Source organism: Vibrio sp. Vb0888 (assembly GCF_033338835.1).
GTDB lineage: Bacteria > Pseudomonadota > Gammaproteobacteria > Enterobacterales > Vibrionaceae > Vibrio > Vibrio alginolyticus.
On sequence record NZ_JAWOTL010000002.1, the window covers coordinates 226,014 to 248,980 of the forward strand.

The following is a 22,967-nucleotide window of genomic DNA, read 5'->3' on the forward strand; positions in this document are numbered from 1 at the left end:
GCACAAATAATTAGCACCCAGAATTATGGAAACCCTGAAATGGTTACGTACTCAAGTTTTGTGGTGATTGCGTTATACGTGTTAATCACCATATTAATCAGCTATTTAGTGAATAAGCGCTACAGCAATGGTGGCGACTTTTCTACGGGTGGAAAGCAATTTGGCTGGTTTACGGCGGGTGTTTCGATACTTGCGACTTACATTAGTGCGATGACGTTTGTAGGGATGCCTGGTTGGGTTTATAGCTCTGGCATGGAAGCGATGAGTATTCACCTTAACTATCCCATCGTTATCTTTTTCACCGTCATTTTCTTTGTGCCTGTCTTCTATAAGCTGGGCTTGACTTCGATTTATGAATACCTTGAGCACCGCTTTGGGGTGTATGCAAGAACCATCAACTCGATTGTGTTCATTGTGGTTCAATGTATCTCTGCGGGTGTGATTTTGTATGCCGTGGCGCTGATCTTAGTGCAAGTTCTGCCTATCAGTATTTCTGAAGCCATTATCTACATCAGTATTTTCACCGCTTGCTATACCTATGCGGGCGGAATTTCCACGGTTATCTGGACCGATATGTTGCAATCTGCAGTATTGGTAGCAGGCAGCATCGCTATCTTTGCCATTCTAATGACAGAGATTAATGCGGCAGATTACCTTTCTCGTGATCACCTGAATATCATCAACTTAGACTTTGATTTGGGCGTGGATACCACACTCTGGGCTGGCGTGGTTGCCGTGAGCTTTTTGCATTTGAGTGTGTACGGCACCAACCAATTGATCATCCAACGCACGTTAGCGACGAGATGTGAAAAGACGGCGCAGAAGTCGATGCTGTTGTGTGGTTACGGTGCGTTTTTCGTGTACTTGTTCTTCGCGGTACTCGGTGTTCTTTTGAGTGTTTTCTATCAAGAGCAATCGTTTGAAAACAGCAATGAAGTGATTTTGGATTTTGTATTCAACCACACTAACCCTATTGTGGTTGGTTTGATCATTTCCGCATTGGCGGCGGCCGCAATGTCGACGCTGGACTCGACCTACAACTCAATGGCGACCGTCGCAACGTTCGATATCTACAAGCGTTTCGTTCGCAAAAGTGCCGATGATGAGCACTACGAAAAAGTCGCAAGAAAGATGAGTTTGCTCGCTGCGGCTATGGTGGTAGTGCCAGCTCTTCTGGCTGTATCGAATGAATCGGTACTCAAAACCATCGCTAGTCTGACTTCTATCTTTGTTGGTATCCGTCTGGGTTCATTCGTGCTTGGTTTATTCTGGGCGAAAGCCAATGAGAAAGGCGTGATCGTTGGCAGTATCATGAGTGTGATTGCGGTGTTTACTGCGATGTATCTCGACGTGGCTTGGCCGTGGTTCGCGCCAATTGGTACGTTCGTCTTCCTCTTGTTTGGTGTGTTAGTGAGCCGTCGTTGGGGCGCTGTGACTGCCGAGCAACAAATCTTTATCAATAATCAAAAACATCTTTTTGCAAAGCCAACCGCAAGCCATTACGGGCTGTTGGTGTTCGCTGTGGCGACCATCGCTGCTTGTATGGTTCTCCCTGATTGGCTTTATGCTGCATTGTCGTAATAGGTAAGTTTATGCTGTCCATCTTTGATATTTACAAGATTGGTGTGGGCCCTTCTAGCTCTCACACCAATGGTCCAATGATCGCGGGTTACCACTTCACTCGTTTGATTGAATCGAACTTGGCAAAAGTGGTTCGTATTCAAGTCGATTTATACGGCTCACTCTCGTTAACGGGGATTGGTCACCATACTGACCGTGCAACGATTTTGGGTCTGTTGGGTAACAAACCAGATACCATCAAAATCGCTTCTGCGAACAAAGCGATGCGCAAGGCGATTGAAGAGGGCATGATGTCTGTCGATGGCCGTCATGAAATCGAATTCAACTACAAAACGGACATGTTGTTCCATGAAGAGAACCTTCCTCTGCATGAGAATGGCATGACGATTACTGCGTTAGATGCGCACGGCAATCAGGTTGGGTTTGAAACTTACTACTCTATCGGTGGTGGTTTCATCGCAACGGCGGATGAATTGCAAAATGGCAGTGCGACTGCACCCGTAGAAGTTGAGTTCCCATTCTCCAGCGCGGACGAAATGTTGGCACAGGCAGAGAAGAACGGCATGAGCCTCGGCGGCATGATTCTGAAAAACGAACAAGCGTTTCAGGATATGGAAGCCATTAATCAACGCGCAGAACAGATCTGGCGTGTGATGACGCGTTGCATGGAGCGCGGTTTCGAAACTGAAGGTATCTTGGATGGCGGCTTGAATGTGACCCGCCGTGCGCCTAACTTGCTGAAGAAGCTTGAAGCAAATGCAGCGATTGAAAACGATCCAATGGAAATCATGGATTGGATTAACCTGTTTGCTTTTGCTGTGAGTGAAGAAAACGCGGCTGGTGGACAAGTCGTAACGTCACCAACCAATGGTGCGGCGGGTGTGATTCCGGCAGTATTGATGTACTACCATCGCTTCATCAAAGAGCTTGATACTAAACAGCTTAAAGACTTCCTTGCTGTATCCGGTGCGATTGGCATCTTGTACAAAACCAATGCGTCTATCTCGGGTGCCGAAGTGGGTTGTCAGGGCGAAGTTGGCGTGTCTTCTTCCATGGCGGCAGCTGGCTTGACCGCGCTGCGTGGTGGCAGCAATGAGCAAATTTGTATTGCGGCTGAGATTGCCATGGAGCACTCACTAGGCATGACTTGTGACCCGATTGGTGGCTTAGTGCAAGTACCGTGTATTGAGCGTAATGCAATGGGTGCAATGAAAGCGATCAATGCTTCTCGCATGGCATTAAAACGTAATAGTAAATGTTTGATCTCGTTGGATAAGGTGATTGAAACCATGTATCAAACGGGCAAGGACATGAACAAGAAATACCGCGAGACGTCACTGGGTGGGTTAGCTTTGATTCACCTAGCGCCGCCTTGCGAATAATGAGTTAGGCACATCTAACCAACAAAAAAGCCGAAGCACTGAGATGCATCGGCTTTCCTTTTTTGGAGCGTTTATAACTTAGCTACGCGTTTGCTCACCTTTTGGTGTGCTTTGGATTGGTTGATAGTGCAAAATCACCATCGAGGTGGGTGACAGCAAGACTTCGCCTTCAGCATGTCCTGGGTTGAGGTTACGTACGTTTGTATCACAGATCGTCACCCATTCTTGCTTTCGCTCATTGGGGAGCTTAAAGCGCGCTGTGGCGTTAGTTTGGTTGATGAGGTAAACCAGCTCTTGCCCTTCTTTACCGATACCAAGGTGAAGTGCGACAGAGCTTAAACGGTTCCAATCATCGTGCTCCATTAAGCGACCGTCTGTACGGCGCCAGAAAATACGGTTGTTATTGCGGTTTTCGCCACTGAAAGCTCGGATAAATGGCACCATGTATTGATTTCGGTTGGCGACCATTTGTGACATCCATGCTTTGAAATGTTGCTTACGTTCTGTCTCTTCCCAGTTCAGCCAACTGGTTTCGTTGTCTTGGCAATAGGCATTATTGTTACCACCTTGGGTGTGAGACAACACGTCAGCAGTGAGAATGTGTGGGATACCGAAGGCAAACAGCAAGCTAGCAATAAGGTTGCGTTTTTGCTTCTCACGCGTGGCGATGATCATCAGATTTTCTGTCTCGCCCTCAACACCGTAGTTTTCTGAACGATTGTCACCGTGACCGTCGCGATTTTCTTCGCCATTGGCTTCGTTATGTTTGTGCTTGTAAGACACTAAATCTTGCAGTGTGAAGCCATCGTGATACGTGATGTAATTTACGGTGAGTTTGTATGGCCAGTTCGCTGCACTATAAATGTCACGAGAGCCCATTAATCGAGTGGCAAACTCTTTTAAATAGCCTTGATCACCGCGCCAAAAACTGCGGGAAATATCACGCAGTTTGTCATTACATTCGTTCCAACCAAATGGAAAGTTACCCACTTGGTAGCCATTTGGACCAATATCCCAAGGCTCGGCAATCAATTTGGTTTCACGCAAAATTGGGTCTTGCGCAACGGCTTTAAAGAAAGCTGCTTCTGGGTTGTAATCATCGCCCTGTCGACCTAACGTTGCAGCCAAGTCAAAACGGAAGCCATCGACTTTAAATTCGCTAACCCAGTAGCGCAATGTATCCATCACAAGGTTTAACGCTGGTTGGTAGGTGAGATCGACTGTATTTCCGCAGCCAGTGTAATTGGCGAAGTGGTTGCCATGTTTGATGTAAAAACAGGAATCGAGGGCCTTCAGGTTGAAGATTGTAGGCCCTTCACCACCTTCAGCAGTGTGGTTGTAAACCACGTCGAGAATCACTTCGATACCGTTTTTATGCAATTCGCGAATTGTTGTTTTTAATTCCGTAACGGCGTCTTGTTCTGCGTAGCGCGGATCGGGCACCATAAAGAGATAAGGGTTGTATCCCCAATAATTGACCTTTTCCATCTCTAGTAGGTGAGGCTCATGCATGCATGCTGCGACAGGTAGCAATTGCAGCGTGTTGATGTTTTGCTGTTTGTAAAAGGCCAGCATTTCAGGTGATGCAAGACCTAAGTAGCGCCCCTTCAGCTTGTCTTCAACCTCTGGGTGGCGTTGGGTAAGACCTTTGACGTGCGTCTCAAACAACACCATCTCTTCTCTGGGTATACGCGGGTGATCCGTGTTTTGCCAGTCAAAATCATCTTCGATAACGACGCACTTCGGCATATCGAAACTTTTGGCTGGAGAGTAGGGAGGGTGATAGTGGAGGGCTTTATCTATTGATTTTGCGTACGGATCAGAAATTAACAGTGGCTCGTCCTTGTGGGAGACAAGATAACCGTATTTTTGCCCCGGCTTAATATCTGGAATAAAAGTATGACGTATGCCAGCGTATTCATTCGGTAAACCGCGAAGCTCGTAGCTGCCATCGTCTGCAAACAATGCCAGTTGAATGTCTTTTACGCCCGGAGCATGAATAGAGAAGTTACAGCCTTCTTTATTTAATGTTGCACCCAGGGGGTAGGGGCGAGAGAGAAGTCGTGTCATCGGAGATACTTTATTTAATATTTATTGTTACCTTTAGGAAACTATAAGTTAAAAACTTTGTCTTACTAAGGTCAACCACCCTAAATATAAAAATATTCGTGTAATTTAATTACTTTATGTGACGGCTTAGAGTCAAAAATATGAAATGGCTATCACTTTGTAGCGGCTCAAAACCGAACAAACTTACTAATTCCTCCCTAGATTGGTGATCTGACTCGAAAAAACACCATTCGGTAAATTTTCTACTCCCTTCTCATCCCCCTTAAATTAGTTTAGGGCGGAGGAAGTCATCCTTGTACGCCTCGGGTAATCTCACAACTGTTGAAACAAACGGGGATTCGTTCCCATCTTACCTCTCTTTCTTTAGGTGTGTTTTTACTGCCTATATTCACCTAAAAGAGTGAGCAGGGAAGACAGAATTATAAATACCCTTAATGGAGTTAAGAATGAAAAAAGTAAGTGCAATTGCTGCTGCTGTAGCTGCAACTTTAGCTGCTGGTTCTGCATTCGCAGTGGATTTCCACGGTTACATGCGTGCTGGCGTTGGCGTGAACGCTGACGGTGGTCAACAATTAACATTCGAAAAGAACAAGATCGGTCGTCTAGGTAATGAAAGCGATATCTACGGCGAGATTCAACTAGGTAAAGAAGTTTACAACAACAACGGCAAAACGTTCTACGTAGACTCTATGGTTGCAATGACTTCTAACGGTTCAAACGACTGGGAAAGCACTTCTGCTAACTGTGGTTTGGATAACGGCGAAGTGAAATGTGTAGACGATGCACAATTCGCACTACGTCAGTTCAACGTTCAAGCTAAAGGCCTACTAAACTTTGCTCCTGAAGCAACGCTTTGGGCAGGTAAACGCTACTACCAACGTCACGACATTCATATCTCTGACTTCTACTACTGGAACATCTCTGGCGCGGGCGCTGGTGTTGAAGGTATCGAAGCTGGTCCTGGTAAAGTTTCTTTCGCTTGGGTTCGTAACGACCGCGGCGATATCGCAGACCCAGGCAACGATGGTGGCGCAACAAACGTAAACACTCTAGACGTACGTTACGCAGGTCTTCCTCTATGGGACAACGGCTCTCTAGAAATGGGCTTGAACTACGCAATTCTTAACGAAACTGACGCTGCGCCAAACGGCACTAAAGATGCGAAAAACGGCGTAATGTTCACAGCAGAATTGACTCAAGGTCTAGACGCTGGTTTCAACAAAACAGTGCTTCAGTACGGTACTGAAGGTTACTCTAAAACAATGGCATTCTACGGCGACGGTAGCTGGTACGGCGCAGAAGCTGACAACGGTGCATCTGGTTACCGCCTAATCAACTGGGGTGTAATCGGCATGGGCGACAGCTGGGAAATGGGTCACCAGTTAGTGTACGGTGTTGGTGAAGACATGTGGGCTGGCCAAGACAAGTGGGAAACAATGTCTGTTGTTGTTCGTCCAATGTACAAATGGGATGACAACCACAAAACTATCTTCGAAGCTGGTTACGCTATCGACGATAACGACGGCGAAGAAAACAAATACGGTAAGCTAACTGTTGCTCAAGCATGGTCTGCTGGCTCTAGCTTCTGGGCTCGTCCTGAAATCCGTGTTTACGCTTCTTACCTAACGGCTGACAAAGAAGACAACTCAAACACATTTGACAACGGTCGTTCAGACGATACGTTCCAGTTCGGTGTACAAGCTGAAGCTTGGTGGTAATCATCTAACCACTAAGTCCTAAATTGTCCTAGAATGATACAGCCAGAACTTATCTGGCTGTATTTATTTAAAAAACAATAAAGAGTCGAGGTAGACAGTAATGAAAAAATGGCTTGCTCCCGTACTGCTGGGCATGTTGGCTACTGGTTGTGCGTCTGTAGAACAAGTAGAGATGAGTCCAAAAGGTCAGCAACAAGTGATCACGCAATCGGGTGATATTCAATGGGTACCGCTTAACGTGCCTGTGGTTACTGAATTCGCTTTGACTGATAAAAGCCAAATGTTGTTGGATGGTAACAGTGCTGGCGCTATTGCAGCGTTTGCTCTTCCAGGTAACCGTGGCAGTCTCGATATCAAATTAGAGACATTCGTAAGTAAAGAACTTCAATTTTATGCTCCTAATGTCGCAGTGATGAACTCGGCAGGAGAAACCATTTACCAAGCAGATTTTTCAAAGTTTAAGTACGAACCAGCAAAACTGTTGGACAATGATAAATTCGTACTTGATCTCAATGTGATTCCAGACATGACAGGTAACGATCTGCATGTGTTGGTTTACACGACTTCCGCCGATCTAAAAGGAAGTACACAAGTTTTACACCCTGCAAAAGCCTTCGCCATGGCGCGCCACACTCAGCCGCCAGATATTGCAGACCCTCTAGCGAAACATAGCCCACTTGGTCAGTTCCGCTTTTCGGTATCCGCGAATGATATTGTGAATACTAAGATTGTTGCGAAAAACGACAACATTCCCCAAGGTACGGACCTTACTAGCTACTACTACAGCTCAATTGAAGCGGCAGTCGCAGCGAATGATATTCCGAAAGCGCTCACTTTGCTTGATGAAGCAAAAGAGCTAGGTATTGAAGGTGCACAACAAGTGTTTGTGAAAGCCGTAAATAGAAAATAATCAGATAAAAAAAGGTCAGCGAAATGCTGACCTTTTTCATAGAAAATAAACTAATAAAAATACCCCTACATAGAGTTACCTTATTCACATAATTATTTTTATTACTTTGTTTTTTATATAGGTTGGATCAATAATTAATGGCAGTTCCTAATTTATTTTTTGTACTTAGGAAATAAACAAACTTCTCGAAGTGATTTAAATTCACAATCTGACGATATTTATTTGGCGTTTGATATTTCCATTTTAATAACGATTAATATTTCTTTTAACCGTTGAGTTTATTTTGCTTTGGATATACTAAAAAGGAATTACGTGAAATGAACATGATGAAGACCTCTCTTGCTGCTGCTCTACTTGTTGCCTTAGTGGGTTGTCAATCGACTGCAGAACCAGAAGCGGCCGCAGAGCCTGTTGTTAATATGTCTCAAGACGAAGTGGTTGCTTTCATGAAAGCGTGTGACAACCCAGATAGCACAGCGAAAGGACCTATTTCTAAACCACTATTTGTGGTGGGTACTTTTGCGGATTCCGATTGGAAACACGTGCCTCAGCGTCAATACACCTACAAAGGGAATAATTTCTACCAAGCCGTGGTTCAAGAAAAAGTAGGCTCCTACAAAATGCAGTACGCGACCGAGTTGTGGTTCCCACAATTTACCGCAAAAGGTAATAGAATGAACGTTGGTGAATTAACACCATTAACATTTGGTGGTTACGGTACGGATACTTCGGTTGATATTAAAGAAGATGGTAAATATGTATGGAGTCTTCAGTTTGAAGGAAAAGGCAAACCTGTTCATGTCATGGTAAATAAGTGCCAATAATATTCCATTCAGTTATTTAAAATCTATTTTTATTTATTAACCCCTGCATGAAACACATGTCGGGGTTAATTTTATTACTCAAATTTCCGTAGTTTATTTGAGTAAGTTAGGGAGAATAAAATGCGTAATATCCTACGTAACCATCGCCTGTCTCGATCGTTGCTTGCGTTAAGTGTGATTGGTGCTTTATCTGCGTGTAATTCTTCTGGTGGTGGCGACACTAATAGTAGCACTCCGCTACCGGATACCAGTTATGCTTGCCAAGCCAATGTCATGGCGCAAAGTAACCAACTTCGTACTTATCAAATCATGGTAGAGAGTTTTGTGGATGGTGATGCGAGCATTGGTCACGGTACAGGTTATGGCACCAGCCATCATAACGGCGATTTGCAAGGAGTGATTGATTCACTCGATTACATCCAAGATTTAGGGATGAACGCGATTTGGTTGACGCCAGTTTTTGAATCGGAAGCGATAGCGGGCCAAGAACACTGGGCCGATCGTCTGGATGCCACGGGCTACTTTGCAACGGATTACTTCACCATTGATCCACGTTTTGGTGATTTAGAAACGGCGAGAACCTTGGTCGATGAAGCACACAAACGCGGTTTGTACGTGTTTTTTGATGGCGTATTTGGCCACCATAAGAATGGTTTGATCAAACCATCTCCCTCCGGTTTGTTGCCATCGGGATCGAGCAACCCCGTTGATTACCCAGCCAGTCTCGATTTCTACAAAGAAGTGGCAACGTATTGGATCAAAGAACTGAAGATTGACGGCTGGCGTTTAGATCAAGCCTATCAAGTTCCGACAGACGCTTGGACACAACTTCGTAAAGCCGTCGATGAAGCCTCACAAAGTGTGACGTACACCAATAGCAAAGGCGAACAAGTGAATCCGTTGGGCTATATGGTGGCAGAGATTTGGAAAGGGGAGTCTGAAATCGCGAATGAGGCGTATGGATCGAACAGCGATCCAGCATTGTGCTCTGCGTTTGACTTCCCTATGCGATATCGCATCGTTGAAACTTTGGCCGTGAATGAGAGCGGCGTGGGTGGTCGCGGTGCGGATTGGTTAGACAACGGCTACAGCACACACAACCAATATCCAACACATGCGCAGCCGAATTTGATGATCGGCAACCATGATTTAGTGCGCTTTGGTGACTTGTTACAGCGCGGAAACTTGGCGGATGTGAATGATGCAGAATATTGGTTACGCCATAAAGCCGCGTTTGCTTTCCAAGCGGCGTACACCGGGCCAATCACGTTGTACTACGGTGATGAAATCGGGGATCAAGTGGATGGTTTTGCCGCAAAAGAAGACAACAGCACCTGCGCCATTCAAGGTTTGTGCGATGATCACGTTGCGCGCAGTAGTGCGAAAATTGAAGGCGTGACGGCGACGCTTGATGCAAACCAAGCCGATCTCAAATCTTATGTGACATCGCTGATGACAATGCGCGATGCGCATCCTGCACTTTATCAAGGGTCACGCACGAATTTAGTTGCGAGTAACGGCAGTTATGTGGACTTGAAACAATCTGGTTCGGACAAAGTCTTGTTTGCGCTAAATACCTTAGAGAGCGCTAGAAGCGTCACTCTTACTCAGGAGAGTGTTGGTACTGGTGAGTTGGTGGATTTGCTCACGAATGAAAAAATTACTCCGAGTAATGGTCAATATCAGATTCTGATGTCGCCACTACAAGGACGATTCTTTGCGGTAAAACCTTAAGGAATTATCCAGAATTGATGCTCACCAGTTGAGCTGACCACAAGCTTTCTTATAAACAAGCCAAGTGTTGTTGCTGACCCCCATAGGCGCACACTTGGCTTTTTTCTGTCTGTTTTACTTTTCCCTTAATGGTTTTACGACGATGTAGCCAACAAGTTGCTTCGCTTTTTGTATTGGCGTTTGTTTTCAGCAGGTGAATATTTGTGAGATAAGCTGCACATTAAAAAGTAAATTAACACTTGTGCAACGTAAAAATGTGACTAAAGGATTACTTATGCCCCACTAATATGTTTATCGTGTTTGGGATTTATATAACTAATGGAAAAGTATAATGAAATCCATAACGAACTCCCTCTGTCTCCTTGCTGCTGTTAGCTCTCCGTTTGCATATAGCCAAATTATCAACGGTGACTTTGAACAGTGGAATGGCAATGTACCTACGCAGTGGTCAGAGATTGACGCGGGCATTACAGTGTCGCCAAGCAGCGAGCAAATCAAATCGGGTGGTCTGGCTGCCCAGGTCGTCGTGAATACAGGTACCCAAAGCAACACCGACTTTTTGCAAACCATTAATGTGGAGCAAGGGAAAACCTATCCGTTTTCTGTCTCGGTTTATCATACCGAAGGAAATGTAAAAGCACGTCTGGTGGTTGATGGTTATCACAATTACTCGAACCCACAACAGATAAACCAGTGGCAAGAGCTCGCGCACAACTACACAGCGAGCTCGAACAAGACCATCAACGTCGGTTTGCGTTTTTACGATGAAGCCAGTTTTGATGGCTCAGAAGTTGTCTACGTCGATAATTTTCAACCGACTGAGACGAGTACACAACCTCCTGTAGAAAGTTGTAGTGATCACCAAGTGGTCTTGACTCTCACAACCGATAATTATGGTTCAGAAACTAGCTGGACGTTAAAAAACAACCAAGCTGAAGTACTGTTTTCTGGTCAGGGATATGAGTCAGCAATCACCATTGAAAAGAGCATGTGCTTAGCTGACGGTAACTACCAATTCACGATTCAAGACGAATATGGTGATGGCATTTGTTGTGGCAGTGGCGCGGGGTCGTACACGCTGACTGAGGGAGATAAGACTCTTGCTTCTGGCGCTGAATTCTCGAAAAGTGAAACCACCGATTTTAACTTAGGTGACACAACGACGACCCCACCAGTGGTTGATGGTTACTATCAAGCGGCATCTGGTAAGACGGGATACGCTCTAAAAACAGCGTTGTTTAACATTATCAATAATCACTCCAGCCGAGGCTATTCTGCGGTCTGGACCTTGGTAAAAGATGCCGATATTGATCGTTATTACGAAAATGATGGCTCTATTCTCGATATGTATTCTGAAAAGCCATCTGGTAGCGATACAGTAAGCTTTACCAAAGTCACAGACCAATGTGGCCAATACAAAACGGAAGGGGATTGCTACAACCGTGAGCACTCTTTCCCGAAAAGCTGGTTTGGCGGTAAGGTTGAGCCGATGAACTCAGACGGTCATCACTTGTTTGCAACCGATGGTTATGTAAACGCGAAGCGCAGTAATTGGCCATTTGGTGAAGTGGGCACCGCGACCTACGTGTCTAGTAATGGCTCTAAACTTGGACAAGCAAGCACTAGTCTGGGCTACTCCGGTACGGTGTTTGAGCCGATTGATGAGTTTAAGGGCGACTTCGCCCGTGCTTATTTCTACATGGCAACCCGCTATGAAAATGTTGTAGGTAACTGGGAAGGCAATTCAAGCAATGCGGATGCTGTCCTTGATGGTTCAAGTTCAACGGTTTTTGAACCTTGGATGTTAAACATGCTGAAACGTTGGCACAAAAATGATCCCGTTAGTGAAAAAGAACGAAACCGCAATCAACAAGTGTTTGATTTTCAGGGCAATCGTAATCCATTCATTGATCATCCTGAGTTTGTTGAACAGATTTGGGGAAACTAACACCTTTTTGATTTTGGTATCCACCATTTAGTGACGCCAACAAAACAAAGGGGAAGCGTGATGCTTCCCCTTTTTCATTACGGATGTTTTTAAATGAAACTAGTTTTTCGTTACCGTCACGATTGGCGCCGACTTGTCAGCCGCGTTGAAGTGGAAGTTGTAATTTCCTGCTTCTGCAATCGCAATTTTCAGGTTTGCACTACCGCCACCGACTTCCATCGTTAGCGCTTTACCAAGCTCAACACTGCCTTCGCCACCGAAGTTGGTGTCTGCTGCCCAGTCTGCGCTCGCAACTTTCATTTCGTAGTTGCCCGCCGCTAGGTCAATGTCTAGCGAATAAACGTCATTTGCAACATAGCTGAACTTCGCTGTTGAGTCTTGTGCTGGAGCATCCCATGTAGTGATAGTGCCACGTAAGTAAAGTGCTGTTTCACCGAATGTTGGTGCATCTGCTGATTTGGTCACTGACACGACCGGTTTTTCTACGCTTTCATCTTGAACATGCAGCGCGTTCAGAGTGAAGTTGTACTTACCTGTTTCAGCAACAGACAGCTTACAGTTACCTTCTGAACCTAAGTCTAGTGAACCAGAAGCTATATTCGCAATATCACAACCGATGTTTGGATTTGCCCAACCAGAGTCCGCGAATTTGAACTCGTGTTCACCAGCTTCAAGAACGCCAGTTACAGAGTACATACCGTTGCCAATAAAGGTCATCGCCCAATCACTGCTATCAGACCACTCGTTCATCGTGCCTTTCACGTAAACAACGGTTTCGCCGTAAGGAGGAATGCTCGATACGTCTTTGTTATCCGTGTTTACTGGTAGGCCAGCACCTTGTGCGCCGTTTTGTGGCTGCACGAATACCGCTGTTGTCAGTGCTGGTACTGTGAACGTTTCATTGGTGAAGCTTGCACCTTTCACGATGTCATCCGCAGAGTTTTGTTGAACTTCATGTAACTCGAAACCAGTTGCGCCAGCAACCTTGAAAGATTTCTCAGTTGATGTTGAGTTCACAACGGCCACGACAGCATCGTAGTTCGAATCTAAATCGGCACCTGCTGATGTACCATCGTCGATAGACATCACAATCAAGCCTTCCACTTGGTCTTTCCCTACGTTGCGGAAGTCCACACGGTTCATCACTTCTTGCGCGGTATCTAGGCGGAACAGTTCGCTTGTGCTACGGATTTTTAGTAGCTCTAGGAATTGTTGCTTAGTCAGCTCGATGTCGGTTGAATCTGGTTTCGCCGTGCTGTCACCAACGATGGTTTTGATCAGCTCCCAGTTTGCACCGTCTTTGTCTTCACGTGGTAGACCAACGTTCCAGTTATTGTCGCTTCCGTCGAAGAATACACGGTTGAACCAGTCACCAGAATCGTACGAGTCGCGCTGCATGGATTTAGAGCGCAATAGCTCAGAACCCATGTGGATGAATGGAATGCCTTGACCAAGCATCACCGTTGATAGGGACACAGACTGCATACGTGCACGCTCGGCAGATGAAGTGCCTGTCGCAATCTTGTAGGCGTTGTTATCCCACAATGTTTGGTTGTCGTGCTTAGACACGTAAGAGATGTTCTCTGATGGCACTTTTGTGTAGCCTGCAGGCGCACCATTGTAATCAACGTTCTTACCCAGTTTGGTTTCGCCTTTGTAATCAAGAAGGATGTAGTCAGCCAAGTTACCAGCCATACCTAGACGAACCAGATCTTGGTTGTGTAAACGACCATTCACCGCTTCTGCGTCAGTTTTGGTTTCTTCGTTAGGGTAAGCGGCATTACCAAAGCCTTGGTTAAAGCGAAGTGGGTGCTTACCTTCAGAATCTACACCGCCATCAAACGGGCTTCCGCCACGAACTGCGTCACGCAGACGATCAGAGAAAGTACCGATTTCTGTCCCTGCCATGTTGACTTGTGTCGCCTGATCGAAGCGAGCGTTTTGCGCGACTTCACCGAAGTCCCAACCTTCGCCGTAGAACAAGGTATTCGGGTCAATTTCACGGACTTTTTCAAGTGCGTAAACCATCACATCTTTCGGCTGGTGGCCCATAAGGTCAAAACGGAAACCATCGACTTTATAGTCATCCGCCCATACCATCAATGAGTCAACCATTAGTTTACCCATCATCAAGTTCTCGGTTGCGGTGTTATCACAACAGGTTGAGTTTTCGACGCCGCCAGTGTTGACGTTTAGGCGGTGGTAGTACCCAGGGACAATCTTATCCAGTACTGATTTTTCGTTCACACCAGATGCATTTGTGTGGTTGTACACGACGTCCATGACCAGTTTCAGATCCATTTTATGCGTCGCTTGAACCATTTCGCGGAACTCAAGAATACGCTTAGACCCGTTAGGATCGGTCGCATAGCTGCCTTCTGGCACGGTGTAGTGGTAAGGGTCATAACCCCAGTTGAAGCTGTCTAGCATGCGAAGATCGTTCATCAACGCTTGTGCTTTGCCCGTTGTTGGGTCGTAGCTATTTAATACCTCTTCAATCACTTTGCCGTCATCCTCGGTCTCACAAATGGAGGCTTCTGGCTTGATGCCACAAAGTTTACCCACGGTGTCGGTGATATCGACTCGCTGGTCAGCGTCTTCATCCACGGTTGCAATATCAAACGCAGGCAGGATATGTAGCGTTGTTAGGCCAGCATCTTTTAGAGCTTGTAAGTGAGATACAGACTCACGCTCAGGTTCTGTAAGCGCCAGATATTTGCCATCAAGACTTGGTGTGCCTTTGCTGTCGTTAAAGCTGAAATCACGAATGTGTGACTCGTAAAGGACGTGGTCTTCGTCTTTTTTAACCGTTGGGCGTGCGTAGTTTTTCCAATCTTGAGGCATTAAGCTTGGATCATCTAAATCAACCACTTGCGAGTATCGTGAGTTCTTAGACAAGCTCATTGAATATGGGTCTGTTACCAAACGCGTTTCAACGACGCCAGTTGTTGGGTGGTATACCTTAACTTGGTAGCGATAGTATTTGTTGACAACGTTGCTTTGTGCCTCAGAAACCCAGATACCTGTTGCTGGGTCTTCCGTCATGGCAACGGTCGCTTCTTCTGCTAAGTTTTCATCGTAGATTATCAGAGCAACATCTTGGGCAGTTGGTGCCCATAGTTTGAAGGTTGCGGCACCGCCTTCCACAATCGCACCGAGTTCTTGACCGATCGCGTTACCTGCCTTGGAATCGGCAAACACCGCATCCAAAACGCCCGGTTTTTGCACTTCAGTTGCAGAAATGACGTCACCATTTGCGTTGTAAGCCACCATAACGATTTGTGACTTCAGGATCGTACGCAAGGTCGCGTCATCGACATCGATACCCGCAGCTTGAAGGCTAGCAAGGTGACGGAAGCGTGATTTTAGTCCATCAGATAACTCACCAGCTTTTGTCAGCTCAACCGCAGTACCGCCAGAGATTTGCTTGTCTTCATCCATTTTGATGTCATTGCTAAGGCTGTAGAACAGCTTCATGGAATCCGCACTGGTCGCCGCTTCCCATGCAATGGTGTTGGCGTCTAACCAATGGGCTTTTTGACCATCAATATCAACAGGGCGCTCTTCTATTGGCTCGTAGTAAAGTTCACTGCTGCCGTGGAAGCCAAACAAACCTTTCGATTCGCCGATTTTCGTCAACTCTACTTTTGAGTTTGCGCTGCCGAACGCTTTCTCATCACCTTTGTGCAGAATGAAGTTCATGCATTCGTGTGGGTCAGAGGCGTCAGGGTTTATTTTCAGTACGTAGTAAGCACCGTAGGTGTCGTTGATGCCATCGAATGGGTGTGGCGCAGACCAATCCGTTCCTGTTCCCGGAATGCCCATTGCGTCTAAATCTGTGCTGGTACAGCCCTCACCGTTCCATAGGTGCAAGCCCCAACCTTCGTAGTCGCTTGCTGTTGAAGCTGATGCTACATCACGTTTGTAATAAATGACGACTTCGTTCTCTCCCGCAGGGTACAAGCCTGAGCCAGGGTTCGTCGTATCTTCGTTCGTGCTATCACTACCACAACCGCTGATTACCGCGACGGAAATCAAAGGCAGTACGGTTTTGGCAATTGTTGATAATTTAAATGTCTTATTGTCCACGTTTACAAATCCATTGTTATTGAATTGATATTGAGCTGCGCGCTGCCTTCGCTGACTCAATCATCAAGAAGGTTTTGCACACGCTAGAAAGGCAGATGCCAAAAAAGGAAATGTTCAATTAGATGCTAATACACTGAATCATCAGCAAAATGTGAGAGCAGGCTGTTAAGTTTTTTACAGATGCAAATTTTCTGTCACAGTCGATTTTGTTCACAAATTAAATAATAAAATAGGCGCATAGTGAGAGATTCTGCACATCATTAAAATGTAAATTTTTATGGGATGAGTAAGGGGGGATGATAGGGGATGAGAATGTCTCAGCCCCAAAACCGTGATTAAGTTCTATAAAAATGAGGGCTATATTTTTCTTTTAAAAATAAGTTGCAGTGATGTTGAATAAAATACCGCCATTAAGTCTTCGCAAGCTTCAGATTTTCGCTAAGTGGTCGTTATATAATGAAGGTAGTCGGCGTTATGTCGGCGCGTAATCATAAGATTTCCCTGAAAGGGAGTTGAATTGGGCCCTGAAACCAAAAGAGGCTATTTATGAGTAGTATGGGCATTGCCATTGCGGCAACTGGCCTTTCACTCGTCCTGATATTTGTGTGGATGATCTCGTTGTCGATGCGGAAACAGAGACTCGAGGCAGAGAGGAAAGCTCGCGAAGCCGCTTATCGAAAGGCGATGCATAAAGCGCGAGAGCAAGAGCGTAAAGAGCGAGAGTTCAAAGCAGAAACCGGGCATATCCCCACCATTTTATTTCTAGCGAAAGAAGCCGAAAAGGACAACATTCGTCAAGCGCTGTATTGGTATGATAAAGCCGCTAAACTGGACAATGTGACGGGGATGTACGGCATTGTTCGCTTAAGTGAACGCATGCGCGAAGATGTGATTTTAAAAGAGCAGGCAAACTTCTGGCGTACCGCAATTGCGGGAATGGAAGGGGATACCGAAGCGAAATTTTCGACGGGCAAGGCCTTGGTCTTTGGTCGCGGAACTGAAAAAAATATCCCAAAAGGTAACCAACTGATTGAAACTGCCGCCGAAGAAGGCTGCATTGATGCCATGATTTATATGGGGGAATGGCAGCTTTCACCAGACAATAGTGCAGGACGCAGTGCAGATGCGCTTTACTGGTTTATGAAAGCGGCGGAAAAAGACAGTGCGGATGGCAAAATCCAAGTCGGCTTATGTTACCTAAATGGCATTGGTACAGAAAAAAGCATGGTTAAAGGTTGCTACTGGCTGGAACGGGCCGCGGAAGGTGGCAGTGCTAAAGCGATGTATCATGCTGGCGAAGCGTGGAAGGATAAAGGTAAAACGGGTAATGCAATTGCTTACGTTTGGCTGTTTCTTGCTGCTAATATGGGCTACCAACCTGCACGTACGTTGCGTGATGAAGTGGCAACCAATATTGGTGTTGATGTTGTCGTTGGATTGCAGTCCATAGCGAAGCCGTTGCAAAGAAAGCTGGCCTCAGGAATGGTTAGAAAGCACTCTATTATTCGAGCCCTTAACAAAGTGTACAAACGCGAAGCGTATTTTCCTGCGGAAGAGGAGCTCAATGCGGTGTTGAATGATGAGAATAAAGACGCCTCCGAAGCTTGGGAGGAGACATCAACACTAGATTTTCAGCCTAAGATGACAACGGTAACAGCAGAAGACCAGGCAAGCACATCGCCCAACGAAAAAAAACTCTCTAAAGATGCGCTCGATTTCACTCAAAACTTCCTTCAGCCATAACCTATCTTATCCAGAAGCCTCAAGATTGAGGCTTTTCTTTTGCTCTTTTGCCAGTATCTATATCAGTCACGACAACAGAATGTAAACTTACTTAAGCAGTCATTTTACTGATGTGCATACTATTTATGCGATTTTTCAACATATTTTTAGTACTTAACTAAGGTGGGATCTGTTTACCTTAAAAAAGAGGTTTTTCCCTCTTTATTTACTTCCGCTATTGGGCTTAGATCAAGCCTTTTCAATTGATAGTAATAATGATTGAAGAGCAATACTTGATGCCCCTATTTATAGGTGAATAGTACTCATTACTTTATCTAATAATGTAAATTAAAAAATGTATTATAAATCTTAAATTGTTCTTTTATATTTAGGTGTCGATTATTGATTTTATGATTAATTAGGCGCAAGATAACGTAAAAATAAAATAGCATAGTTAATATGCAGAATTACACTAGGAAGTAACTTTTTCATTACATGTTTCATAATAAATAGAGATGATTTTTTATCTCTGTTTTATTTATATTAGAGATTTGTGTATGTTGAGAATCATTAGTGCAGATAAATTTATCTCTTCAAGGTTTATCTTAGAGTACAGTAAGGCTGAGTTCGCTTCTTTATTAGGTGTTTCCGTCGCTAAAATAAGTAATATTGAAAGTGGAAAATCTTCAATCCCCCCGGTGTATGATTACGCCATTAATTACTTGTTGAGTGAACATCCATTTAAAGATAGTGCTGTTGATGCTTTATGTTCTCATGAAACGTTAAACTTTGCTCGTCGTATTGACGTCAATACCAAAGTAAAACGCTTGTCCTGTAAGCGTTGCGATAGCCGTAGACTACACGTTATGGCTGGCATGAGTGGCTTGTATTTTGTCGAGTGCATGGATTGTAAACACACTATGTACTCGTCAGGCATGTCTGTAAAACGTTATCAGCAATGGTCGAATGATGGAGTCAAACTAGATAGTCATTTATTTAATTGAATTGTGTTTCCTTTGCACCTAAAGTAAAAAGCCATCAATACATGTGTTGATGGCTTTTTTATTATATGTTTAAATTTAGTTAAAATTAAAATATTTATCATCCCTAATAATACATTCCTAATAATTATATAGTGATGTAAATCTCAAAAAATTATTTTATTGATATTTTATTTATAACAATAATGGTTGTGGTCACACAATTTTTAATTATTTTTCCTTTTAATTCTGGTTTAAATATCATTGGACTATCAATTGGAAAGTGATGAAGGTCGCGAAATTTTAATTCGAGGAAATAAGTCTTTTAAATGTGAAAATTTAATCACGAAATTTGTTTTTTGAATTTTAAATATCGTTTTCGTTTGTAATATCTGTACTTGTCAATTTTAAAGAACAAGAAAGAGATATTCCAAATGAAAAGTTTAATTATAGGTGTTAGTAATTACATGCCAGAAGACTTCAGTTTATTAGCTGAATCTTTAGATGAACAATTTAATCGTCATTTACAACCTTTAGAGCAAGTTGAATTAACCGACGTTGGTGCGGCTATTATTACTTCAGCAGACATTAAAGCAGGTCTGCATAAAATGATTTCCGAAACGGGTTACGGTATTCCAGTTTTCTTAGTAACGGATGAAAACCCAGTTTCGGCAGAAGATTACGTTTGGCTAACTGGCGTTATCGATTTAGAAAGACAATCTATTGAGTACTACTGTCGTCAAATCAACGAAGCAGTAACCAAGTACGAATGTCGTCTGCTTCCTCCTTTCTTCAAGCAATTAACGCACTACGTTGAGATGGGTAACTCAGCGTTTGACTGTCCGGGACACCAAGGTGGTCAGTTCTTCAAAAAACACCCAGCTGGTAAACAGTTCTACGATTTCTTCGGCGAAAACCTGTTCCGTAGTGACTTGTGTAATGCGGACGTGGATTTAGGTGACTTGCTGATCCACGAAGGTTCTGCACACCAAGCGCAAGCGCACGCTGCAAAAGTATTTAACGCGGACAAAACTTACTTCGTACTTAACGGCACTTCTGCTTCAAACAAAGTAGTCTGTAACGCGCTGGTAACTGAAGGTGATTTGGTACTGTTCGACCGTAACAACCACAAATCGAACCACCACGGTGCGTTAATCCAAGCGGGTGGTATGCCAGTTTACCTAGAAACGGCGCGTAACCCTTGGGGCTTCATCGGTGGTATGGATGAGCACTGTTTCGATGAAGAGTACATTCGTGCTCAAATCGCGAAAGTGGATCCAGAACGTGCACGCGATGAACGTCCTTTCCGTCTTGCTATTATCCAACTTGGTACTTATGACGGTACTATCTACAACGCTCGCTACGTAATGGATAAGATAGGTCACCTTTGTGACTACATCCTGTTTGACTCTGCATGGGTTGGTTACGAGCAGTTCATCCCGATGATGAAAGACTGTTCACCACTGCTGCTGGATTTGAAACCAGAAGACGCAGGTGTGATCGTGACTCAGTCTGTTCACAAACAACAAGCTGGCTTCTCTCAAACATCGCAAATCCACAAAAAAGACCGCCATATCAAAGGTCAAGCTCGTTACTGTAACCACAAACGCTTTAACAACGCGTTTATGATGCACGCATCGACTTCACCATTCTACGCACTGTTCTCTGCGCTTGATGTGAACGCGAAGATCCACGACGGCGAAGCAGGTCTGCGTTTATGGCGCGATGCGGTTAAGACAGGTATCGAAGCGCGTAAAGAAATCCTTAAGAGTTGTGAATTGATTCGTCCGTTCATTCCAGATGAAGTCGAAGGCCAACCTTGGGGCAGCTACGACACTGACGTGATCGCAACGAACAAGAAATTCTTCATGTTTGAGCCAAACGCAAGCTGGCACAAATTCGAGGGGTACGGTGAAGGTCAATACTTCGTTGACCCATGTAAATTGCTACTAACCACAGCAGGTATTGCTGAAGATGGCAGCTACGCAGACTTTGGTATTCCTGCAACGCTTTTAGCGAACTTCCTTCGTGAAAATGGCATCATCCCTGAAAAGTGCGACTTGAACTCTATCTTGTTCCTACTCACTCCTGCGGAAGATATGGGTAAGATCCGTCACCTTGTGGCTCAAATTAACCGATTCGAAAAATTCATCCGTGATGATGCCCCTTTAAGTATCGTACTTCCAAGCGTCTACGAAGCGAATAAAGAACGCTACCGTGGCTACACCATCCGTCAGCTATGTCAGGAAATGCATGACATGTACAAAGAGCTGAACGTGAAACAGTTACAAAAAGCGATGTTCCGCAGCGAGTACTTCCCACAAATGGTTCACAAACCTGACGTAGCAACACGCAAATACTTCCGTGGTGAATGCAATTACCTACCACTTAAAGAGGCCGTGGGCCGCGTAGCCGCTGAAGGTGCACTTCCTTACCCTCCAGGCATTATCTGTGTGATCACTGGTGAAGTCTGGACTCAACAGGTGGTGGATTACTTCCTATCTCTAGAAGAAGGCATTAACCGCTTCCCAGGCTTCGCGCCAGAAATTCAAGGTGTGTACCTTGAAGATGTTAACGGTCGCACTACCGCACATTGTTATGTCCTAAAAGATTAATCTACCCGTTCGCACCACGCTCCGGCGTCGGTGCGAACCGCTTATTCGTGGAGAATAATTTATGAGTACTGAAACTAAAAAAATGTCGGTGGTGCAGTTAACCATTCTGACGTTCATCAATATGGCTGGCTCCGGTATTATCATGCTGCCAAGTAAACTGGCGCAAGTGGGTACCATTTCAGTGTTGTCTTGGCTGATCACGGCTGCGGGCTCTTTGGCGTTGGCTTATGTGTTTGCAAAATGTGGTCGCTTTAGTAAACGAGACGGCGGTATGAACGGTTACGCGTCTTACGCATTCGGTAAATCGGGTGCGTTTATGGCGGGCTGGACTTACGGTTTGTCGCTCCTTATTGCGAATATTGCGATCGCGATTACCTGTGTGGGTTACGGCTCCGCATTCTTTGAAGTGACCCTATCTCCGGTCGAAACCTGTTTGTACACCATCGCCATTCTTTGGATTTGTACTTTCGCTAACTTCGGTGGTGCGAAAATCACAGGTCAAATTGGTACATTCACCGTGTGGGGCGTAATCCTACCAGTGTGTTCATTGGGTATTGTTGGTTGGTTCTGGTTTAACCCAACCATGTACATTGAAGCTTGGAACCCACACAGCTTGCCATTTGGTGAAGCGGTGAGTGCTTCTATTGCGATGACTCTATGGGCATTCCTTGGTCTTGAATCAGCTTGTGCGAACTCTGAAGCGGTAGAAAACCCAGAGAAGAACGTACCAATCGCAGTGCTAGGCGGTACGCTAATCGCGGCTGTGGTTTACATTGTATCGACAAACATCTGTTCTGGTATCGTTGCAAACTCTGAGCTTGCCGCTTCTACAGCGCCATTCTCAACCGTATGGACAGTGATGCTAGGTTCTGCTGCTGGTAAAGTGGTTGCGGGTATGGCGGTATTGGCTTGTGCGGGCTCTCTATTGGGTTGGCAATTCACTATCGCGTCAGTGTTCAAATCGTCTTCTGACGCGGGCTTCTTCCCTAAATTGTTCTCTCAAGTGGACAAACGCGGCACACCGATCAAAGGTATGATCGCGATTACTATCATCCAATCAGTATTGTCTCTAATGACGATTTCTCCAACGCTGAACGAGCAGTTCGAAGCACTGGTTAACCTAGCGGTAGTAACAAACGTTATTCCTTACATCTTATGTATGGGCGCAATCTTTATTATGCAGCAAGTGGCGCACGTGCCAGAGCGCGAGATGAAAACCACCAACGTTATCGCTCTGATTGGCTCTCTGTACAGCTTCTATGCGCTTTACGGCTCCGGCTACGAAGCGATGATGTGGGGCTCTATCGTAACCTTCCTAGGCTGGAGTGCTTACGGTCTGATTGCTGCGAAGCATGAGCCTTTAGCAAATTAAAAAATAATACAGAAAGAGCCTT

General features: G+C 45.0%; 13 protein-coding genes. 11 read left to right on the top strand and 2 right to left on the bottom strand.

The window, feature by feature from the left end; translation table 11 throughout:
- The first annotated feature begins 39 nt into the window (after nt 1-39).
- On the top strand, nt 40-1,581 hold the full coding sequence (locus tag R7P72_RS05145) for a sodium:solute symporter (protein WP_104980220.1): 1,542 nt from the start codon (nt 40-42) through the stop codon (nt 1,579-1,581).
- An 11-nt stretch (nt 1,582-1,592) separates the two neighbouring features.
- Nucleotides 1,593-2,963: an L-serine ammonia-lyase gene (locus R7P72_RS05150; RefSeq protein ID WP_005383410.1), complete on the top strand. Its 1,371-nt coding sequence runs from the start codon at nt 1,593-1,595 to the stop codon at nt 2,961-2,963.
- Between the two features lie 78 nt (nt 2,964-3,041).
- Here R7P72_RS05150 and glgX read toward each other — a convergent pair whose 3' ends face one another.
- On the bottom strand, nt 3,042-5,033 hold the full coding sequence (gene glgX / locus R7P72_RS05155; protein WP_213906959.1) for a glycogen debranching protein GlgX: 1,992 nt from the start codon (nt 5,031-5,033) through the stop codon (nt 3,042-3,044).
- A 446-nt stretch (nt 5,034-5,479) separates the two neighbouring features.
- Between glgX and R7P72_RS05160 the strand changes: the two genes are divergently transcribed.
- The 5 genes from R7P72_RS05160 to R7P72_RS05180 all read left to right on the top strand — a co-directional run bounded on the left by R7P72_RS05160 (nt 5,480) and on the right by R7P72_RS05180 (nt 12,167).
- Entirely contained in the window at nt 5,480-6,751 is a 1,272-nt protein-coding gene (locus tag R7P72_RS05160; protein ID WP_005374784.1) for a maltoporin, read from the top strand.
- A gap of 100 nt (nt 6,752-6,851) precedes the next feature.
- On the top strand, nt 6,852-7,661 hold the full coding sequence (locus tag R7P72_RS05165) for a MalM family protein (RefSeq protein WP_005374786.1): 810 nt from the start codon (nt 6,852-6,854) through the stop codon (nt 7,659-7,661).
- A gap of 317 nt (nt 7,662-7,978) precedes the next feature.
- Complete coding sequence (locus R7P72_RS05170; RefSeq protein WP_005374788.1) at nt 7,979-8,485, top strand: hypothetical protein; 507 nt, start codon at nt 7,979-7,981, stop codon at nt 8,483-8,485.
- A gap of 120 nt (nt 8,486-8,605) precedes the next feature.
- Nucleotides 8,606-10,219, top strand: coding sequence for an alpha-amylase family glycosyl hydrolase (locus tag R7P72_RS05175; protein WP_213906958.1), 1,614 nt, complete (start codon nt 8,606-8,608; stop codon nt 10,217-10,219).
- Between the two features lie 331 nt (nt 10,220-10,550).
- On the top strand, nt 10,551-12,167 hold the full coding sequence (locus R7P72_RS05180; protein ID WP_213906957.1) for an endonuclease: 1,617 nt from the start codon (nt 10,551-10,553) through the stop codon (nt 12,165-12,167).
- Nucleotides 12,168-12,266: 99 nt separating this feature from the next.
- Here the strand turns inward: R7P72_RS05180 and pulA are convergent, their stop codons facing one another.
- Nucleotides 12,267-16,256, bottom strand: coding sequence for a pullulanase-type alpha-1,6-glucosidase (gene pulA / locus R7P72_RS05185; RefSeq protein WP_213906956.1), 3,990 nt, complete (start codon nt 16,254-16,256; stop codon nt 12,267-12,269).
- A gap of 546 nt (nt 16,257-16,802) precedes the next feature.
- On the opposite strand from pulA, the gene R7P72_RS05190 reads away from it, so the two are divergent.
- The 4 genes from R7P72_RS05190 (at nt 16,803) to potE (ending at nt 22,945) form a co-directional block, all read left to right on the top strand.
- Nucleotides 16,803-17,999, top strand: a complete 1,197-nt coding sequence (locus tag R7P72_RS05190) for a tetratricopeptide repeat protein (RefSeq protein ID WP_033906656.1) — start codon at nt 16,803-16,805, stop codon at nt 17,997-17,999.
- 536 nt (nt 18,000-18,535) lie between these two features.
- Nucleotides 18,536-18,982 carry a helix-turn-helix transcriptional regulator gene (locus R7P72_RS05195; protein ID WP_005374797.1) on the top strand — a complete coding sequence of 149 codons (447 nt, stop codon included), beginning with the start codon at nt 18,536-18,538 and terminating at the stop codon, nt 18,980-18,982.
- Between the two features lie 410 nt (nt 18,983-19,392).
- A complete protein-coding gene (gene speF, locus R7P72_RS05200; RefSeq protein WP_176311362.1) occupies nt 19,393-21,573 on the top strand; it encodes an ornithine decarboxylase SpeF in 2,181 nt (726 codons plus the stop codon).
- Nucleotides 21,574-21,634: 61 nt separating this feature from the next.
- A complete protein-coding gene (gene potE / locus R7P72_RS05205; protein ID WP_005374814.1) occupies nt 21,635-22,945 on the top strand; it encodes a putrescine-ornithine antiporter in 1,311 nt (436 codons plus the stop codon).
- Nucleotides 22,946-22,967: the final 22 nt, after the last annotated feature.

Excerpts from the sequence above, each read along its gene's own strand:
- R7P72_RS05165 (WP_005374786.1), top strand. The coding sequence starts at position 6,852 with ATGAAAAAATGGCTTGCTCCCGTACTGCTGGGCATGTTGGCTACTGGT.
- R7P72_RS05170 (WP_005374788.1), top strand. The coding sequence starts at position 7,979 with ATGAACATGATGAAGACCTCTCTTGCTGCTGCTCTACTTGTTGCCTTA.
- glgX (WP_213906959.1), bottom strand. The coding sequence starts at position 5,033 with ATGACACGACTTCTCTCTCGCCCCTACCCCCTGGGTGCAACATTAAAT.
- R7P72_RS05160 (WP_005374784.1), top strand. The coding sequence starts at position 5,480 with ATGAAAAAAGTAAGTGCAATTGCTGCTGCTGTAGCTGCAACTTTAGCT.
- potE (WP_005374814.1), top strand. The coding sequence starts at position 21,635 with ATGAGTACTGAAACTAAAAAAATGTCGGTGGTGCAGTTAACCATTCTG.
- R7P72_RS05150 (WP_005383410.1), top strand. The coding sequence starts at position 1,593 with ATGCTGTCCATCTTTGATATTTACAAGATTGGTGTGGGCCCTTCTAGC.
- R7P72_RS05145 (WP_104980220.1), top strand. The coding sequence starts at position 40 with ATGGTTACGTACTCAAGTTTTGTGGTGATTGCGTTATACGTGTTAATC.
- R7P72_RS05175 (WP_213906958.1), top strand. The coding sequence starts at position 8,606 with ATGCGTAATATCCTACGTAACCATCGCCTGTCTCGATCGTTGCTTGCG.
- R7P72_RS05195 (WP_005374797.1), top strand. The coding sequence starts at position 18,536 with ATGTTGAGAATCATTAGTGCAGATAAATTTATCTCTTCAAGGTTTATC.
- R7P72_RS05190 (WP_033906656.1), top strand. The coding sequence starts at position 16,803 with ATGAGTAGTATGGGCATTGCCATTGCGGCAACTGGCCTTTCACTCGTC.
- speF (WP_176311362.1), top strand. The coding sequence starts at position 19,393 with ATGAAAAGTTTAATTATAGGTGTTAGTAATTACATGCCAGAAGACTTC.
- R7P72_RS05180 (WP_213906957.1), top strand. The coding sequence starts at position 10,551 with ATGAAATCCATAACGAACTCCCTCTGTCTCCTTGCTGCTGTTAGCTCT.